At 76.5% G+C, this 16,352-nt stretch carries 20 protein-coding genes; 12 read left to right on the forward strand and 8 right to left on the reverse strand.

Features of this window, described 5'->3' with window-relative positions:
* Window positions 1–5: 5 nt before the first annotated feature.
* Window positions 6–227 carry a hypothetical protein gene (locus ACQPX6_RS19550; protein WP_433782098.1) on the reverse strand — a complete coding sequence of 74 codons (222 nt, stop codon included), beginning with the start codon at window positions 225–227 and terminating at the stop codon, window positions 6–8.
* Window positions 228–381: 154 nt separating this feature from the next.
* Between ACQPX6_RS19550 and ACQPX6_RS19555 the strand changes: the two genes are divergently transcribed.
* Window positions 382–735 (forward strand): hypothetical protein, encoded by a 354-nt coding sequence (locus ACQPX6_RS19555; protein ID WP_433782099.1) that lies wholly within the window; start codon window positions 382–384, stop codon window positions 733–735.
* 131 nt (window positions 736–866) lie between these two features.
* A complete protein-coding gene (locus ACQPX6_RS19560; RefSeq protein ID WP_433782100.1) occupies window positions 867–1,607 on the forward strand; it encodes an ANTAR domain-containing protein in 741 nt (246 codons plus the stop codon).
* Between the two features lie 9 nt (window positions 1,608–1,616).
* Here ACQPX6_RS19560 and ACQPX6_RS19565 read toward each other — a convergent pair whose 3' ends face one another.
* Window positions 1,617–1,928 (reverse strand): DUF3040 domain-containing protein, encoded by a 312-nt coding sequence (locus tag ACQPX6_RS19565; protein WP_433782101.1) that lies wholly within the window; start codon window positions 1,926–1,928, stop codon window positions 1,617–1,619.
* 68 nt (window positions 1,929–1,996) lie between these two features.
* On the reverse strand, window positions 1,997–2,761 hold the full coding sequence (locus tag ACQPX6_RS19570) for a CPBP family intramembrane glutamic endopeptidase (protein WP_433782102.1): 765 nt from the start codon (window positions 2,759–2,761) through the stop codon (window positions 1,997–1,999).
* A 321-nt stretch (window positions 2,762–3,082) separates the two neighbouring features.
* Here ACQPX6_RS19570 and ACQPX6_RS19575 point away from each other — a divergent pair, with 321 nt between their 5' ends.
* From ACQPX6_RS19575 to ACQPX6_RS19585, 3 genes are all read left to right on the forward strand, one after another.
* Window positions 3,083–3,526 carry an STAS domain-containing protein gene (locus ACQPX6_RS19575; RefSeq protein WP_433782103.1) on the forward strand — a complete coding sequence of 148 codons (444 nt, stop codon included), beginning with the start codon at window positions 3,083–3,085 and terminating at the stop codon, window positions 3,524–3,526.
* Between the two features lie 7 nt (window positions 3,527–3,533).
* Window positions 3,534–3,767 carry a hypothetical protein gene (locus ACQPX6_RS19580; RefSeq protein ID WP_433782104.1) on the forward strand — a complete coding sequence of 78 codons (234 nt, stop codon included), beginning with the start codon at window positions 3,534–3,536 and terminating at the stop codon, window positions 3,765–3,767.
* A gap of 92 nt (window positions 3,768–3,859) precedes the next feature.
* Entirely contained in the window at window positions 3,860–4,843 is a 984-nt protein-coding gene (locus ACQPX6_RS19585) for a helix-turn-helix domain-containing protein (protein WP_433782105.1), read from the forward strand.
* 49 nt (window positions 4,844–4,892) lie between these two features.
* Here the strand turns inward: ACQPX6_RS19585 and ACQPX6_RS19590 are convergent, their stop codons facing one another.
* The 5 genes from ACQPX6_RS19590 to ACQPX6_RS19610 are packed head-to-tail and all read right to left on the reverse strand — an operon-like array spanning window position 4,893 to window position 9,663.
* Complete coding sequence (locus ACQPX6_RS19590) at window positions 4,893–5,687, reverse strand: alpha/beta hydrolase (RefSeq protein ID WP_433782106.1); 795 nt, start codon at window positions 5,685–5,687, stop codon at window positions 4,893–4,895.
* A complete protein-coding gene (gene gap / locus ACQPX6_RS19595; RefSeq protein ID WP_433782107.1) occupies window positions 5,684–6,772 on the reverse strand; it encodes a type I glyceraldehyde-3-phosphate dehydrogenase in 1,089 nt (362 codons plus the stop codon). Before gap ends, ACQPX6_RS19590 begins: the two co-directional genes overlap by 4 nt.
* Window positions 6,769–7,761, reverse strand: coding sequence for an ROK family glucokinase (locus ACQPX6_RS19600; protein WP_433782108.1), 993 nt, complete (start codon window positions 7,759–7,761; stop codon window positions 6,769–6,771). The genes gap and ACQPX6_RS19600 overlap by 4 nt, the downstream gene beginning before the upstream one ends.
* On the reverse strand, window positions 7,758–8,144 hold the full coding sequence (locus ACQPX6_RS19605) for a WhiB family transcriptional regulator (RefSeq protein WP_433782109.1): 387 nt from the start codon (window positions 8,142–8,144) through the stop codon (window positions 7,758–7,760). Before ACQPX6_RS19605 ends, ACQPX6_RS19600 begins: the two co-directional genes overlap by 4 nt.
* Window positions 8,145–8,169: 25 nt before the next feature.
* Window positions 8,170–9,663 (reverse strand): MFS transporter, encoded by a 1,494-nt coding sequence (locus ACQPX6_RS19610; RefSeq protein ID WP_433782110.1) that lies wholly within the window; start codon window positions 9,661–9,663, stop codon window positions 8,170–8,172.
* Between the two features lie 198 nt (window positions 9,664–9,861).
* Here ACQPX6_RS19610 and ACQPX6_RS19615 point away from each other — a divergent pair, with 198 nt between their 5' ends.
* From ACQPX6_RS19615 to ACQPX6_RS19645, 7 genes are read left to right on the forward strand one after another with little or no spacing between them, the layout of a single operon-like run.
* Entirely contained in the window at window positions 9,862–11,247 is a 1,386-nt protein-coding gene (locus tag ACQPX6_RS19615) for an NAD(P)/FAD-dependent oxidoreductase (RefSeq protein ID WP_433782111.1), read from the forward strand.
* Entirely contained in the window at window positions 11,244–11,486 is a 243-nt protein-coding gene (locus ACQPX6_RS19620) for a hypothetical protein (RefSeq protein WP_433782112.1), read from the forward strand. Before ACQPX6_RS19615 ends, ACQPX6_RS19620 begins: the two co-directional genes overlap by 4 nt.
* Window positions 11,483–12,919, forward strand: coding sequence for a sugar porter family MFS transporter (locus tag ACQPX6_RS19625; protein ID WP_433782113.1), 1,437 nt, complete (start codon window positions 11,483–11,485; stop codon window positions 12,917–12,919). The genes ACQPX6_RS19620 and ACQPX6_RS19625 overlap by 4 nt, the downstream gene beginning before the upstream one ends.
* Window positions 12,906–13,799 carry a patatin-like phospholipase family protein gene (locus tag ACQPX6_RS19630; RefSeq protein WP_433782114.1) on the forward strand — a complete coding sequence of 298 codons (894 nt, stop codon included), beginning with the start codon at window positions 12,906–12,908 and terminating at the stop codon, window positions 13,797–13,799. Before ACQPX6_RS19625 ends, ACQPX6_RS19630 begins: the two co-directional genes overlap by 14 nt.
* Window positions 13,796–14,980 (forward strand): macrolide family glycosyltransferase, encoded by a 1,185-nt coding sequence (locus ACQPX6_RS19635; protein ID WP_433782115.1) that lies wholly within the window; start codon window positions 13,796–13,798, stop codon window positions 14,978–14,980. Before ACQPX6_RS19630 ends, ACQPX6_RS19635 begins: the two co-directional genes overlap by 4 nt.
* Entirely contained in the window at window positions 14,977–15,456 is a 480-nt protein-coding gene (locus tag ACQPX6_RS19640; protein ID WP_433782116.1) for a hypothetical protein, read from the forward strand. Before ACQPX6_RS19635 ends, ACQPX6_RS19640 begins: the two co-directional genes overlap by 4 nt.
* Window positions 15,453–16,346, forward strand: a complete 894-nt coding sequence (locus tag ACQPX6_RS19645; RefSeq protein ID WP_433782117.1) for a hypothetical protein — start codon at window positions 15,453–15,455, stop codon at window positions 16,344–16,346. Before ACQPX6_RS19640 ends, ACQPX6_RS19645 begins: the two co-directional genes overlap by 4 nt.
* Window positions 16,347–16,352 lie beyond the last annotated feature (6 nt).

Consider the following 16,352-nt stretch of genomic DNA (forward strand, 5'->3'; position numbering starts at 1 on the left):
CATCGTCAATGCTCGTCCGGGCAGGAGCCATCGACGGCGAGGGAGGTCGCGAGATGACGGACCAGGTGACCGACCTGTGGACCGCGGGGTTCGAGATGGGGCGGCTGGACCAGCAGCTCGCCGCGCGGGTCCTGCGCGACCAGAAGGTGGGCCTGACGATCCGGCGCCTCAACCGCGACGAGGCCGCGGCGATGGCCCGCCGCCACGGCTACGCGCTGCACGTCCACGACGTCGACGAGCCCGGGTACGTGTGGGCGGAGTTCTGGCCGGAGGCCGCGACCGGCTCCAGAGCGCTTGTGGCTCCCCGGTGGGCGGATCTAGCCTGGTCACGAGCATCCGAGCCCCCGATGCCGATCCCGGGATCGAGCGAGGGGCCTCGTCGTGCACCGTCCGGAGACCGCCGACCTCTCGTACACGCTGGTGCACACCGGCGAGGACCCCGACGCGTTCCCCGAGCTCGCGCGACGGCACGCCGGCCTGGGGCTGTGCGGGCCGGGGTGGAGCGTGCTCGCGGCCCGGGGCAGCCGCTGGAGCTGGTCGATCGGCCTCGACGTCCACGGCGCCGCCTTCGGCGCGCCGCCCCTGGTCGCGCAGACCATCGCGGTGCGCGTCCTCGCCGACCGCGCGGTCCACGTCGCGGGCTGGGACCCGCCCGACCCGGACGCCCGTGCCTACCTCGCCGTCACCGGCCCGGGGGTCCCACCCACCCGCCGACTGGTCCGGTGGCTGCGGTGACCGTGCGCTGAGGGTCGCCGATGTCCGTCACGTCTGGCGGTCGCCGTGCCGAGGTGCTCGACTGGACGCGACACCGCCGCACCTGCCCGCCCGCACCACCGGTTCAGCCCGCAGCCGGAGAGCGAGAGACCATGATCACCACGTCCACCCACCCGTCGAGGGGCCGAGAGCAGGACCTGGTGCGGGCGTTCGTCCGCCTCGCCGACACCCTCGTCGCCGACTTCGACGTCATCGAGCTCTTCCACGAACTGTGCGCCGACGGCGTCGACCTCGTCGGCGCGCACGCGGCGGGCCTGCTGCTCTCCGACCAGGGCGGCACCCTGCGGGTGGTGTCCGCCTCCAGCGAGGCCGCCCACCTCGTCGAGCTCTTCGCGCTCCAGACCGACGAAGGGCCCTGCCTCGACGCGTTCCGCGGGTCGGTGCAGGTCGTCAGCGAGGCGCTGGCCCGGGAGACCCGCTGGCCGCGGTTCACCGCCCGCGCCGCCGAGCACGGGTTCGCGGCCGTGCACGCCCTCCCGATGCACCTGCGCGGGACCACGATCGGCGCGCTCAACCTGTTCCACCGCGAGCCGCGCGTCCTGCCCGCCGGGGAGCTCGCCGTCGCCCAGGCCCTGGCCGACGTGGCCACCATCGCGATCCTCTCCGACCGCGGCACCCGGGAGCGCGAGGCACTCACCGAGCAGCTCCAGACCGCCCTGACCAGCCGGGTCATCATCGAGCAGGCCAAGGGCGTGCTGGCCGAGCGCGGTCACATCGGGCTCGACGAGGCCTTCGCCCGGCTGCGCGCCCACGCCCGGACCACCCGGACGCGGATGACCGACCTGGCCCGCGGCGTCGTCGACGGCACCCACGACACGGGCCACCTGGTCTGACCGGCGCGCCTACTCCGTGGTGCCGGGGCCGGGCGGGCGGGTGCGCTCGGCGCCGGGACGCAGCCAGCGGTGCAACAGCCACGGAGCCGCGGCGACGGCCAGCAGCACGACGGCGTGGCCGACCAGGCCGAGCAGCACGAGGCACACGGCGACGACGACACCGAGGCCCGCGGCCGCGGCCCGCCACGACGGCATCCAGCGCCGGGCCGGGTCGAGCCTCCCCCGGAGATCGGGGTCGTCCTGGTCGAGGCCCTGCTCGATCGCGCTCAGGATGCGTCGTTCCCGCTCGTTCAGCACCGCGGCCTCCCCGGCCTGTCCCACCGCGTCCGCGACGGGACGCGCCGGCGATCGGCGCGCCCATCAGGACCAGGACGCCGGGGACCGGGGCGTCAGGGCCACCGAGCGTATGACCCCGTGGCGCCGACCCACAAGGAGCCGACGCGGTGGCCGTGGGGCAGGCACGCGGGGTCGCGGGCGCGTCCGAGGAACTCCCTGCGTGTCGCCACCACCACCGCCGCGGCGATCACCCACTCGAGGACGAGCGCGAGCACCTGCAGCGCGGGCCGGCCCGCGCTCGACGCCGCGAGCGGGATCGAGAAGACGTTCAGGCTCGCGTGGAAGAGCACGGCGAGCAGCACGCTGCCCCGGGTGTGCAGGAAGACCCAGGTGAAGAGGATCGCCTTGGCCGTGACGTCGAGGACCAGCAGCCAGGGCGGCTGCTGGTGGAGGGCGGCGCCGGACGTCCAGAGCAGCGGCAGGTGCCACGCCGCCCAGACCACGCCCAGCACGAGGCTCGCCGCCAGCGGCGTGTACCGCGCCAGCAGCTGGGGCAGGGCGAAGCCGCGCCACCCGAGCTCCTCGCCGAGACCGTCGGTGAGCGCTGCGATCAGGAGCACCACGGACAGCAGGGCCCAGTCGGTGGCCGTGGACGCGAGGGGGCCGTCCTCCCAGATCCCGCCGAGCGCCGCGAACAGGCCCGTCGTGAGCACCCAGAACGCGGCCGGCCCGAGGAGGACCACCGCGTACCAGCGCAGGCCCACCCGCCAGCGCACCAGGCGGGAGAGCAGCTCCCGCACCGCACCTCGCCCACCGGTCAGCAGGGCCGCGAGGACCGCCGCGACGGCGACGGTCCACGTCCAGAGCTGGCCGACCACCCCACCGGGACACCGAGGGCCCGGGGGATCCACACCGCCCAGGTCGCACCCATGGCGAGGACCACGAAGGTGGCGAGCGGGTGCCGGCGGATCACGACCGGGAGCCTCCACCGGGAGCCGTGGCTCGACCAGCAGGCCAGCCCTCGACGTCCACCAGGGTTGTCCCGGTAGCGGCCGGTCCACGAGATCGGGGGCGTGGACACGGAGCGCCACCAGGACTGCTCCGGTTGTGACTCGGGTCTCCGCCGTGCATACTTCCGGACCAGTCGTGACGCCCCGGCCCCCGGCGTCCGCCACCATCCGAGTGGTCCGGGGGGACCGATGACCGCCTTCGACGTCCAGCACGAGCACGACGCGCCTCCTGTCGTCCAGGTCGAGGCCACGATCCGGCTCGCGGGCCGCGCCGACGAGGTCGCGATCACCGAGATCACGGCGACGATCCGTCGGCTCGTCGCCCTCGGGGTCCGGCACGTCGTCGTCGACGTGTCCGAGGCGGGCGTGCTGCCCGGCGCGCTGCTCTCGGTGCTGGCCCGGACCCACGTCCGGCTGAGCGCGGAGGAGCCTGCCGGGTCGCTGCGCCTCGCCGGCGTGCACCAGCCCCACGTCGCGGCGGCACTGGAGACCGCCGGCCTCGACGAGGTGTTCCTGGTCTACGACGCGGTGCGGCGCTCCGGGTCCCGGACCGCGCCCCACGTGGCGATCCCGGCGCCCCGGTCACCCGGGGAGCGGAGGACCGGGCGCCACAGCCGCGACTCCCGGCCCTGAGGAAGGCATGACACACCACCCCAGCCCCGTCGTCCCGTCGGGGCCGCAGGCCCACGCGCTCCGCGCGGTCGCGGACGTCCTCGACCTGGTGGGCGAGGCGGTCGCGGCGACGACCATCTGTCTGGGCGCCGCCCTCGGCGCCGCGCTCCCCCCGGCGCGCCGGGTCCGGGTGGTCGCCCGCGGCGCCGTCCCGCTGCGCGTGCTCGAGGGCGGGGCGCGGGGAGTCGGTCCCGCCCGTTGAGTCGAACGACTCTAGTCCGCCCCGCCCACCGCGGTTGACGCTCCGTGCGCGGCGCCGTCGTCCCGGGCGGCCGCGCGGAGCGAGGGGGTGTGGTGGACGTGGTGCTGCTGCTCGACACGGACACGGTGCCGGCCGAGGACCGGGCGGAGGCGTTCCAGAGCGCGGTGAGCGCCAACTGCTCGACCAGCATGGCGACGTTCGAGGACCCCGACCGCCTGCGCGCCGCGGTGCACCTCGTCGACCTCGGGCCCGCGAAGGTGCTCACGATCGACGCGTCGGGCACCACACTGCGCCGGACCCCGCGCATGGCGCGGCAGATGAACGAGTGCCCCATCGCCCTCGCGCTCCCGCTGCGCGCCAGCAACCAGATGCTGTGGGACCGGGAGAACCGCGAGTTCGGGCCCCGCGACCTCATCCTGGTGGACCTCTCGAGCCCCTACGTCTACCGCTGGCCCGACGACGGCGCCTCGTACGCCTTCCACGTCGACTTCGACCACCTCGGCCTGCCCATGGACACGATCCGGCGCGCGACCCGGGACCTGCGCAGCAGCCCGCTCTACCCGATGGTGCGCGACCACATCGTCCGCGTGACCACCGAGGCGCACCTGGTCGAGGGCAGCACGGCCCGGGAGCACGTCGGCGCCGCGTCGGCCGAGCTGATGCACGCGCTGATCGTCTCGGCCGCCGGCGACGTCCGGCGCACCCGCGAGACGCTGCACACCTCGGCCACGGCGCGGGTCCAGGCCTACGTCCGCCAGCACCTCCACGACCACGAACTGGGTCCGGCGCGCGTCGCCGCCGCCAACGGCCTGTCGGTCCGCGCGCTGTACAAGCTCTACGAGGGCCTGGGGACGAGCCTCGAGCAGTCGATCATCGACCAGCGCCTGCAGGGGGCGAAGGCCGACCTGGTGCGCCCCGAGCGCAGCGCCGACGCCGTCGCGGCCGTCGCCCGCGCCTGGGGGTTCACCAACCCGAGCCACTTCTCGCAGCGGTTCCGGGCGGCGTTCGGCGTGACGCCACGCCAGTGGCGGCGCGAGGTGCTGCGCAGCGACACGACCGACCTCGCCGCGGTGTAGCCGCGGCCGGCCCGGCCGACACAGGCGCCGGGCCGGTCGCGTCCGCGGATCAGCGCGGGAAGCCCTGCTGCTCCAGCCACGTCAGGGCGTCGCGGGCGACCTCGGGCCACCCGTGGTCGATCGTGAGCGAGTGGGAGCGGTCCGGGAACTCGTGCAGGTCGGTGATCGCGCCCGAGTCCCGGTACTTCTTGTACTCGGCCTTCGTGATGGCCTCGGGCACCGTCTTGTCCTGGCCGCCCATGACCAGCAGCAGCGGCCCGCGGTCGGGGTTGCGGGTGGCGACGGTCGCCGACGAGCCCGGCGCGAAGTTCGCCGACGCCGCCTCGAAGAGCGGCTTGCCCGGGGACGGGATCGTCCACGCCTCGTGGAGCTCCTGCGACTCCCCCTCCGACACCGCGCCGGCGAAGGCGTAGCGGAACTGCTCGGCGGTCAGGCTCACGGCGTGGTGCTTGTTCGAGGGGTTGCGGAAGACCGGGAAGGTCGCGTGCAGCGACGACAGCGGCAGCGGCAGCACGCCCTTGAACTGCGCCGCGTCGATGGCCACCGCGGCGGCGGCCAGCTCCATCCCGAGGAGCTTCTGGGCGAACATCCCGCCGAAGGAGTGCCCGACGAGGACCGGCCTCTCGGGGAGCTCGGCGATGCGCTTCGCGAGGTGCTCGACGACGTCGTCGATCCCGACGTCGGCGACCGCCTCCGGGTGGGCGCGGGCCGCCGCGACGGTGTCCGGCTCGCCGGGCCAGCCCGCGGCGTGGGGCTCGTAGCCCCGGGCGGCGAACATGTCCATCCAGGGCGCCCAGGAACTCTGGTGCAGCCACAGGCCGTGGATGAAGAGCACAGGGGTCATGACGGTCTTCCTTCCGGTGGGGCGGTGCACGCCGGCGCACGGGTCCGTGCGGTGGCGGGGTTCTTCGGACACGGCCGGCTCAGCAGGCCCGCGAGGTCGACGACGCGCTGGGAGTAGCCCCACTCGTTGTCGTACCAGCCGAGGATCTTCACGGTCCGCGGGCCCATGGTCTTGGTCATGGCCGCGTCGAAGGTGCAGGACGCCGGCGAGCCGACGACGTCGGTGGAGACGATCGGGTCCTCCGTGTACTCGAGGACCCGCCCGAGGGGGCCGCCGGCGGCCGCCCGGAACGCCTCGTTGACCGCCGCGACGGTGACGTCGGACGCGAGCGTCGCGGTGAGGTCGGTGACCGAGCCGTCGACCACGGGCACGCGGATCGCGATCCCGTCGAGGCGGCCCGCGAGCTCCGGCAGGGCGAGGGTCGCGGCGCGGGCGGCCCCGGTGGTCGTGGGGATGATGTTGACCGCGGCCGCCCGGGCCCGCCGGGGGTCCTTGTGGGGCGCGTCGTGCAGGCGCTGATCGCCGGTGTAGGCGTGGACGGTGGTCATGAAGCCGGTGACCAGCCCGAACGCGTCGTGCAGGACCTTGGCCATGGGCGCGACGCAGTTGGTGGTGCACGACGCCCCGGACACCACCTCCTGGGTGCCGTCGTCGGCGTCGTCGTTGACCCCCACGACGAGGGTGAGGTCGGCGTCGGCGGCGGGCGCGGTCACGAGGACCCGGCGCGCGCCGGCGTCGAGGTGCCCGCGGGCGTCGGCGGCGGCGGTGAACCGGCCGGTGGCCTCGACGACGATGTCCACGCCGAGGTCGGCCCACGGGAGCTCGCCGGGCACGCGGCCGGCCGTGACGGTGACCGGACGGCCGTCCACGAGCAGCTGCCCGTCGCCGGCCTCGACCTCACCGGGGTAGCGCCCGCGCACCGAGTCGCGGCGCAGCAGGTGGGCGAGCGTGGCGGCGTCGGTGACGTCGTTGACGGCGACGATCTCGATGTCGGTGTCGCCGTCGCTGGTCCGGCGCTCCTGCGCCGCGCGGAAGACGGTGCGGCCGATGCGGCCGAACCCGTTGATGCCGACCCGGACGCTCACGGCGTCGCCTCCTGGGTGAGGGGGGCGGTGACGGGGGTGGTGACGGGGGCGGCGGCCAGGTCGGCGGCGCCCACGAGGCCGGCGTCGGTCCCGAGCTCGGCGAGCACGACGCGGGCGGTGGGCCGGTGCCCGCGGCCGGTGAGGTGGGTCGTGTAGGCGGTGCGGAGCGGCCCGAGGAGCAGGTCGCCGGCGGCGGCGACCCCGCCGCCGATGACGACGACGCCGGGGTCGAGCACCGCGGCGAGCTGGGCGACGCCGCGGCCGAGCCACGCGCCGACCTCGTCGAGGACCTCGAGGGCGGCGACGTCGCCCGCCCGGGCCGCGGCGGTGACCATCGGGCCCTCGATCGCCTCGGCCCGTCCCCCGGCCCGGTCGAGCAGGTCGTGGGCCAGCACCGGCGCCTGCTCCGCCACCTCGCGGGCGCGGCGCACCAGGGCGGTCCCGCTGGCGTAGCGCTCGAGGCAGCCGTACAGCCCGCACGGGCACGGTCGCCCGCCCGGGACCATGATCACGTGGCCGACCTCTGCAGCCGCGCCGGACTCGCCCCGCAGGACCCGCCCGTCCTGGACCGCGCCGCCGCCCAGCCCGGTGCCGACGGTCAGCGCCAGGACGTGGCGGACACCGCGCCCCGCGCCGAACCGGGCCTCGGCCCAGGCGGCGGCGTTCGCGTCGTTCTCCACGACCACCGGCAGCCCCGTCCGCGCCTCGAGCTCCTCGCGCAGCGGCTCGTCGCGCCAGGCCAGGTTGGGCGCGAACATCACGGTGGACCGCGCGGCGTCGACGAAGCCGGCCGCGGCGACGCCCACGGCGGCGACCTCGCGCCCCGCGCGCAGCTCGCGGACGGCGTCGGTGACCGCGTCCCGGACCTGATCGGCGTGCTGGGCGGGCGTCTCGCGCCGGGTCCGGGCGAGCACGCGCCCGTCGGTGTCCACCAGACCGGCGGCGATCTTGGTCCCGCCGACGTCGACCCCGATGCGCAGCGCGCTCACGACGACGCCCCGAGCGGTGCGGCGTGCAGGCCGTGACGGTGGTGGCGCTCGGCGGCCGACAGCCCGCCGACGACGCCGTGCCTGTGGGCGGGCGACTCGTAGGTCATCACGTCCTCGAGGCACACCGCGCGCACCGGGCAGCGCCGGCAGACGTCCTTCGCCGCGCGCACGGTCGCGGCGCGGGGCCGGGCCCCGTCGGTGTCGGGGAAGAACAGGGCGCGGGGCCGGCTCGCGCAGGCCGCGTCGTCGTGCCAGGCCGGCACCGATGCCCCGCGGAACAGCAGGGTGCGCAGCACGACCCGGACGCCCTCGGCGTCGAGCGCCGGGCGGGTCACCCGCCGCCGGGCGGGGGGTGGCGGGGTGGTCTCGAGGGACGCGGACACGTCGTTCTCCGTTCGTCGGTGGAGGTCAGGGCCGGGAGGGGACGGGGGTCGCCGGCGGGGCCGGCGGGGTGCACGGCTGGAGCAGGGCCGCGGGACCGGGCAGGCCGGGCGCCCGGGACGTCGCCGCGCTGCCGACGGTCAGGGCGGCGATCACGCCGCCGGCGGCGCACAGGCCGGCGCAGATCTCCATCGCGGTCACGAAGCCGGGGCCGAGCGGCCCGTCGACGCCCGTGTCGAGGCCCGCGACCAGCGGCAGCACGGCCACCGCGAGCAGGCTCGCGACCCGCGACACCGCGTTGTTCGCCCCCGAGGCGGCGCCGACGTGCTGCTCGTCGACCGAGGCGAGCACGGTGGCCGTGAGGGGCGCGACGGTGATCGCCATGCCGAGGCCGAAGACGAGCACGCCGGGCAGGACGCCGGAGACGTAGTCGGCGCCGGGCACCGCCCGGGTCAGCAGCAGGAAACCGGCGGCGGTGACCAGCGGTCCGAAGGTCATCGGTGTCCGCGGCCCCGTGCGCTGGCTGACCCCGCCCATGAGCCGGGACAGCAGGAGCATGAGCACCGTGAACGGCAGCAGGGACACGCCGGCCTGCAGCGCCGTCCAGCCCAGGCTCTGCTGCAGCTGCAGGGCGAGCAGGAACAGCGCGCCACCCAGGGCCGTGTAGACGAGGAAGGTGACCGCGTTCGTCCCGGCGAAGCGCCGCGAACGGAACATGCTCAGCGGGGTCAGGGGCTCCTCGGCCCGGCGCTCCGCCCACGGGAACGCGGCGAGCCCCAGCACCCCGACGACGGCGGACGCGACGGTCGTCGACGACCAGCCCCCGCCCGGCACCTCGATGAGGGCGTAGACCACCCCGGTGAGCCCCACCGTGATCGCGGCGGCGCCGGAGAGGTCGAGGCGCGCGCCGCCGGCGGGCTCCCGGCTCTCGGGGACGTGGCGCAGGGTCACCGCCACCGCGACCGCCGCGATCGGGACGTTGATGAAGAAGACCCAGCGCCAGGACGCGGCGTCGACGAGCCACCCGCCGAGGAACGGGCCGATCGCCGCCGCGATCCCCGCGAGGCCGGCCCAGGTGCCCACGGCGCGGCCCCGGTCCTCGCGCCGGACGACGGCGTCGATCAGCGCGAGGCTCCCCGGCACCAGCAGCGCGCCGCCGAGGCCCTGGACCAGCCGCGCCGCGATCAGCGTCGCCCCGCCCGGCGCCAGCCCGCAGACCAGCGAGGCGACCGTGAACAGCACGAGCCCGGCCACGAACACCCGGCGCCGGCCGTAGCGGTCACCGAGCGCCCCGCCGAGCAGGAGCAGCGCGGACAGCGTGAGCAGGTAGCCGTCGAGCACCCACTGCAGCGTCGTCAGCCCGCCGCCGAGGTCGCGGCCGATCGCCGGGAGGGCGACGTTGACGACCGACCCGTCGAGGAACGCGATGCCCGAGCCCAGGGCCGTGGCGACGATCAGCCAGCGGCCCGCGCCCGACGTCAGCGTGACGGAGCGGGGGTCGGTGGCGGCGGCACGGCTCATGGGGTCCTCCGGATCGGGTGCGACGGCACGAGCGTCGCCCCGCGGACCCCTCCCCCGATTCGGTCACCTGACTGCCTCGTCGACCGCCCGCCACGCCGGGATCGGGCCGCCACCAGAGGCAGTCGATCGACCGAAGCCGTCGCGTCCCCGTCGCCGTCCACTGGTCCCCGAGCCGGGCACCGGCACGAGGAGGAGACGATGGATCGCGATCGGCCCACCGGGGAGATCGGCGCCCCCACCCGCGTGGTGGTCGTCGGCGCGGGCTTCGCCGGCTTCACGGCGCTGCGCCGCCTCGAGCGTCTCCTCGCCCGCCGGGGTGCCGAGGGCGACATCGAGCTGGTGCTCGTCTCGCCCCAGGACTACATGCTCTACACGCCGCTGCTGCCCGAGGTGGCCTCCGGCGTGCTCCAGCCCCGCAGCGTCGCGGTCCCGCTGCGCCCGACCCTGCCGGGCACCACCGTCGTGCCGGGCTGGGCGACCGCCGTGGACGTCGCGGGCCGCACGGTCACCGTCGACCCCGGCGACGCGGACGGCCACGTGGTGCACGTGCCGTGGGACCGCCTGGTGCTCGTGCCCGGCTCGGTCACCCGCCAGTTCGCCGTCCCCGGCGTCGAGGCGGTCGCGCACGGCGTGAAGACGGTGAACGAGGCCCTGTTCCTGCGCGACCACCTCCTGGCCCAGCTCGACCGCGCCGACGCGCTCCCCGACACCGCCGAGGGGCGCGCCGAGCGCGAGGGCCGCCTGACGGTGGTGGCCGTCGGCGCCGGCTACACGAGTACGGAGCTGGTCGGCCAGCTGCAGCGGTGGCTGCACGCGATCGCGTCGCGGTGGGAGCGCATCCGCCCCGCCGACGTGCGCTGGCTCCTGCTCGACGTCAGCCACACCGTGCTCCCCGAGCTCGGGCCGGTGCTCGGGGCGGTCGCCACCCAGGTGCTGCGCCGCCGCGGGGTCGACGTCCGCCTCGGCACCACCGTGGCCTCGGCGACCGACCGCGCGGTCGTGCTCACCGACGGCACCACGGTCCCCACCCGGACGCTGATCTGGGGCGCCGGCGTCGTCGCCAGCCCGCTGGTCGCCACGGTGGGCGCGCCGACCGTGCGCGGCCGCCTGGTGGTGGACGCGCAGCTGCGGGTCGACGGCCTCGACCACGTCTGGGCGGCGGGCGACGCGGCCGCGGTGCCCGACCTGACGAAGGACGACGGCGCCGTGATGCCGCCGACCGCGCAGCACGCCCAGCGCCAGGGCGTCGTGCTGGCCGACAACGTGGCCGCGAGCCTGGGCCTCGGTCACCCGCGGCGCTACGCGCACCGGGACCTCGGGCTGGTCGCGGACCTCGGCGGCCGCGACGCCGTCGCCAACCCCCTCGGGATCCCCCTCACCGGGCTGCCGGCGAAGGTCGTCACCCGCGGCTACCACCTGCTGGCGGTCCCGGGCGCCGGCAACCGCGTCCGCCTCGCCGTGGACTGGGCCCTCGGCGCGCTGCTGGCCCCGCATACCGTGCGGCTCGCGGGCGTGCGGCCCGACGACGCCCTCATCCCGGCGGCGCAGCACACCGCCATCTACGACACGGCCGGGTCCTCGTGACCCCCGACGAGCGCGCGCTGCTGGAGCGCGCCGTCGAGGACCTGCGCCGCGTCGTCGAGACACCACCCGCGGGGACGCTGCACTTCGGCCTCTTCGCCCTCTCCCGGCTGCTCGAGGAGATCGCCCGCGCCGACCGCCGGCCCCGCGCCGTGCCCGACGCGGTCGGCGAGGCCGCCCTCGAGATCGCCCGCCACGTCGTGGACCACGGCGTGCACACCACACCCCAGGAGGAGTCATGAGCACCACAGCCGGCCCGGTCCCCGGGCACCGCCGGGCGGTCGGGATCGCGTCCGCCGCCGCGGTCGGGGGCTTCCTGTTCGGCTTCGACACCGCCGTCATCAACGGCGCCGTCGACGCCCTGACCGACCGGTTCGCCCTGAGCTCGGTGCTCTCCGGCCTGGCCGTGGCCTGCGCCCTGCTGGGGTCGGCGGTCGGCGCCTGGTTCGCCGGCCCGTTCGCCGACCGCTGGGGCCGGGTGCGGGTCATGCTCGTCGCCGCCCTGCTGTTCGGGGTGAGCTCGGTGGGCTCCGGGCTCGCGGTCTCGGTGTGGGATCTCGTCGCCTGGCGGGTCCTCGCCGGCATCGGCATCGGCATCGCCTCGGTGATCGCCCCGGCGTACATCGCCGAGATCTCGCCGGCCGCGATCCGCGGACGCCTCGGCTCGCTGCAGCAGCTGGCCATCGTCACCGGCATCTTCGTCGCGCTGCTCTCCGACGCGTTCCTCGCCACCCGGGCCGGCAGCGCCGCGGACACGCTGTGGTTCGGCCTCGCCGCGTGGCGCTGGATGTTCCTCGTCGGCGTCGTGCCCGCCGTGGTCTACGCCGCGCTCGCCCTCGGGATCCCCGAGTCGCCCCGCTACCTCGTGCAGCGCGGCCGCACCGACGAGGCCGCGAAGGTGCTCACCCGTCTCGGCGCCGCCGGGACCGAGGGCGCCGCCGCCAAGGTCGCCGAGATCGCGGTGAGCCTGGAGCGCGAGGACGCGCCGAGCCTGCGGGACCTGCGCGGCTCCGCCGCCGGCCTCCGCCCGATCGTCTGGGTCGGGATCCTGCTCTCGGTGTTCCAGCAGTTCGTCGGGATCAACGTGATCTTCTACTACTCGACCAGCCTGTGGCGCTCGGTCGGGTTCTCCGAGTCCGACTCGCTGACGATCACCGTGATCACCTCGGTGACCAACATCGTCGTCACGCTCGTCGCGATCGCCGTCGTCGACCGCATCGGGCGCAAGCCCCTGCTGCTGGGCGGCTCGATCGGCATGACCCTCACGCTCGGGACGATGGCCGTCTGCTTCTCGCAGTCCGTCGGGTCGGGCGACGACCTGGCGCTGCCCGGGGCGTGGGGCTCGGTGGCCCTCGTCGCGGCCAACCTGTTCGTCGTGTCCTTCGGCGTCTCGTGGGGGCCGGTCGTGTGGGTGCTGCTGGGCGAGATGTTCCCGAACACCATCCGGGCCGCCGCCCTGTCGGTCGCGGCCGCGGCGCAGTGGATCGCGAACTTCGTGGTCTCGACGACGTTCCCGGTGCTCGCCGCCGCCGGGCTCAGCCTGGCCTACGGGCTCTACGCGCTGTTCGCGCTGCTGTCGGGCTGGTTCGTCGCCCGCGCGGTGCGCGAGACCAAGGGGCGGGAGCTGGAGGACATGCAGGGCGCGACCTCGGGACCCCGCCGTGTCGCCTCGTGACCTCGGGCCCGGCCTCGCCGGCCTCCCCCGGCCGCTCGCCCTCGTGGTGGGCGGCGGGGGGTGCCTGGGCGCGGCGCACGTCGGGGTCGGGCTGGCGCTCGAGGCCCACGGGTTCCGGCCCGACCTGGTGGTCGGCACCTCGGCCGGCGCGCTGAACGGGGCGCTCGTGGCGGCCCACCCCGGCGAGGCCGCGCCGTGGCTGCGCAACGTGTGGACGCAGATGGAGCGCCGTCGCGTGCTGGGCGTGCCGCGGCCCTGGCAGGCGGGGGGCGTGTTCCCCACCGACGGGCTGCGCCGGCTCATCGACCGCGCCGGGCTCCCGGCCCGGGTGGAGGAGCTCCCCGTCCCGTTCCGCGCCGTGGCCACCGACGTCGTCACCGGCGAGGAGGTCGTCATGGGCGACGGGGACCTGGTGACGGCGCTGCTGGCCAGCGCCGCGGTGCCCGGCGTGCTCCCGCCGGTGGAGCGGGACGGGCGGCTCCTCGTGGACGGCGGCGTCGTCGCCTACGTGCCGGTGCTCGCCGCGCTGCGGGCCGGGGCCGCGAGCATCGTGGCGCTGTCGTCGGGGCCGGAGAGCTGGCCGATGCGCCCGACGGCGCCCCGGCGCCGGGCCGCGGCCGTCGCCGCACGCGCCGGGCTCTTCGCGCTCCACCACCAGATCGAGCGCGACCTGTGGCAGGTCGCCGCGAGCGTGCCCACGGTCGTGCTGCCCACCGGCGTCGAGGCGTGGCCCTCGCCCTGGGACTTCTCCCAGGCCGACCGGCTGATCACCACGGCCCGCGATGCCGCGGAACGCTTCCTGCAGGAGACGGCGATCTCGGCCGCGCCGGGGCTCTACCGGGTCCCCGGCTACGGGCCGCCCCCGCCGGGTGCGCCGTGAGCGCCGTCGCGTTCTTCGCCACCGGGATGCACGGGCACGTCAACCCGCTCCTGCCCGTCGTCACGCGCCTCGCGGCGCAGGGCCACGACGTCACCTTCCACGCCGAGCGCGCCTTCGCCGACGAGATCGAGGCCGCGGGCGCGCGGGTGCGGCCCTACCCCGACGGCGCCGCCGAGGAGTCCCGGCCGCCCGAGCCCGTCACCTACATCGCGCGGATCTCCGGGCGGGCGGTGCAGGTCCTGCCCGGCGTGCTCGCCCACGTCGGCCGCGATCGCCCCGACCTCGTCGTGCACGACGCCGCCTGCCTCTGGGCGCCGGTCGCCGCTCGGGCCGTGGGCGCCCCGACGGTCGCGGCGTTCACGACCTTCGCCTACGACCGGCGGGTCCCGAGCCCCACGGCCACCTCGCCGGCCCTGGCGGCGGCGGCCCTCACACATCCGAGCAGCGTCGCCCGCTACGCCCGGGCCCGCGCGGCCCTCCGGTGGCGGTACGGGGCCCGCGGGCTGCCCGCGGTCGACGTGCTCGACGTCCGCGGGCGGGTCAACCTCGTGTTCACGTCGCCGGAGGTGCAGCCCGCGGCCGGGTCGTTCGACGGCTCCTACCGCTTCGTCGGCCCGAGCGTCGGGTCGCGGCCGCCGGCTGGCCCGCCCCTGGGTGAGCTGCGCGACCCCGTCGTCCTCGCGTCGCTGGGGACCGTCTACACCACCGACCGCGCGCTGCTGCGGGCGTTCGTCGGCGCGCTCGCCCCGCTGGCCGGGAGCCTGGTCCTCGCCACCGGCCGGACCGACCCCGCGAGCCTCGGCCCGCTGCCGCCGCACGTCGTCGCGCGCCGGTTCGTCCCGCAGCCCGAGGTGCTCGCCCGCGCGGCGCTCTTCGTCACCCACGCCGGCGCCAACAGCGTCAACGAGGCGCTCGCCGCCGGCGTCCCGATGGTCCTCGTCCCGCAGGGCGCCGACCAGCCGATGGTGGCCCACCGGGTCGCGGAGCTCGGGGCCGGCGTGGTGCTCGAGGGTCGCGGGATCGGCCGGGACGCCGTGCACGGCGCCGCCCGCCGGGTGCTCGGCGACCCGGCGTTCCGCGGCGCGGCGGAAGGGCTGCGGCGGGCCCAGCACGACGCCGGGGGCGCCGCGCGGGCCGTCCGCGAGATCGAGGACGTGCTCGCGCAGGTCGGGACGCGGTGACCGGCCTCGTCGCGGCCGTGCTGGTCGGCGCGGGGTTCTCGGAGACGGTCGGACGGGTGCTGCCGCTCCTCGTGCGGCGCCACGGCGCGTCGCCCGGCGCCCTGGCCCGTCTCCTGGTCGCCGGCACCGTGGTCGAGGCGGCCGTGTTCGCGCTGTGGCCGCTCGCCGCGGGCGCGCTGGCGCGCGTGGGCGGCGGCGCGGGCGTGGCCGTCGGGACCGTGAGCTGGACCGTGGCCGGTGCCCTCCCCCTCCTGCTCTGCGCGGTCCTGGCGTTCCCGCTGCTCGGGCCCGCGCTGCACCTGGCGGTGATCGTCGGGGTCGGCGCCGGCCTGGCCGACCGGCTCGTGGCCGCGGGCGCGGGGTGGTGGCCCGCGGTCGGGGGCGTCGTCGCGGCGGCCGCGGGCCTCGCCCTGCTCCTCGGCGGCCTGCGCCGCGTCGTGGCCACGGTGGGCGCCCGCCGCGTCGTCCCCCGGTGACCGGCGTCCTCGTCGCGGTCCTCGGGGTCGCCCTCGTCGCCGTCGCCGAGCTCGCCCGCCACGACGTCCTGGTCTACGCCACGGGACGGGACCGCCCGGTCGGCGAGCTGCCGGGTGGCATGCCGTACGCGGCCGGCCCCGGCCGCACCGCGACCGCCTCCCTGGTCTACCTCGACGGCATCGGCAAGATGCGCTTCCGCGACACCCGCGACGGCGGCCGCTTGGTGGCGCGCATCGTCGCCGATGCCCCGGAGCTCCGGGTGCTCGGGCACGTCCTGCCCTACTCGCCGCTCGCCCGCCCCCTCGCCGAGCGCCGCACCGCGCCCTGGCTGCGCCGGCACGCCGCCCTCGTGCTGTTCCTCTACAACGTCGCCCAGATCCTCGTCGCCGCCGACGCGCGGTACCGGCCCCTGTACAACCGCGCCGTCGGCGCCGAGATCAGCGAGCAGCTGCGCCGCGCGGGCCACCCCGGCGACGGCCGGACGCCGGTGGTCCTGCTGGGGTACAGCGGCGGCGCCCAGATCGCGACCGGCGCGGTGCACGAGGTCGCGACGCGCCTCGGCGCCCCGGTCACCGTGATCGGGCTCGGCGGGTTCCACAGCGGCGCGAACGACCTCGCCGCGGCCACCGCGTTCCACGAGCTGACCAGCGGCCACGACGCCGTCGAGCGCGTCGGCCGGTGGCTGTTCCCCCTGCGCTGGCCCGTCCCGGGGTGGGGTCCCTGGAACCGCGCGCGCCGGGCCGGGAAGGTGCACGTCCACCGGTTGGACCCCGCCCACCACGTGGGCCCGTCGAGCTACATCAGCCCGACGGCCCTGCTGCCCGACGGCCGCAGCCACCTCCAGCGGACCGCCGACGTGATCGTCCGGATCGTGCGCACGGGCTCCTGACCCCGG

This window comes from Actinomycetospora sp. CA-101289, from assembly GCF_050955895.1.
Classification (GTDB): Bacteria; Actinomycetota; Actinomycetes; order Mycobacteriales; family Pseudonocardiaceae; genus Actinomycetospora.

Bases quoted from the DNA above. Each gene is read 5' to 3' on its own strand.
- ACQPX6_RS19615 (WP_433782111.1), top strand. From the start codon at position 9,862: ATGGATCGCGATCGGCCCACCGGGGAGATCGGCGCCCCCACCCGCGTG.
- ACQPX6_RS19560 (WP_433782100.1), top strand. From the start codon at position 867: ATGATCACCACGTCCACCCACCCGTCGAGGGGCCGAGAGCAGGACCTG.
- ACQPX6_RS19625 (WP_433782113.1), top strand. From the start codon at position 11,483: ATGAGCACCACAGCCGGCCCGGTCCCCGGGCACCGCCGGGCGGTCGGG.
- ACQPX6_RS19590 (WP_433782106.1), bottom strand. From the start codon at position 5,687: ATGACCCCTGTGCTCTTCATCCACGGCCTGTGGCTGCACCAGAGTTCC.
- ACQPX6_RS19575 (WP_433782103.1), top strand. From the start codon at position 3,083: ATGACCGCCTTCGACGTCCAGCACGAGCACGACGCGCCTCCTGTCGTC.
- ACQPX6_RS19610 (WP_433782110.1), bottom strand. From the start codon at position 9,663: ATGAGCCGTGCCGCCGCCACCGACCCCCGCTCCGTCACGCTGACGTCG.
- ACQPX6_RS19580 (WP_433782104.1), top strand. From the start codon at position 3,534: ATGACACACCACCCCAGCCCCGTCGTCCCGTCGGGGCCGCAGGCCCAC.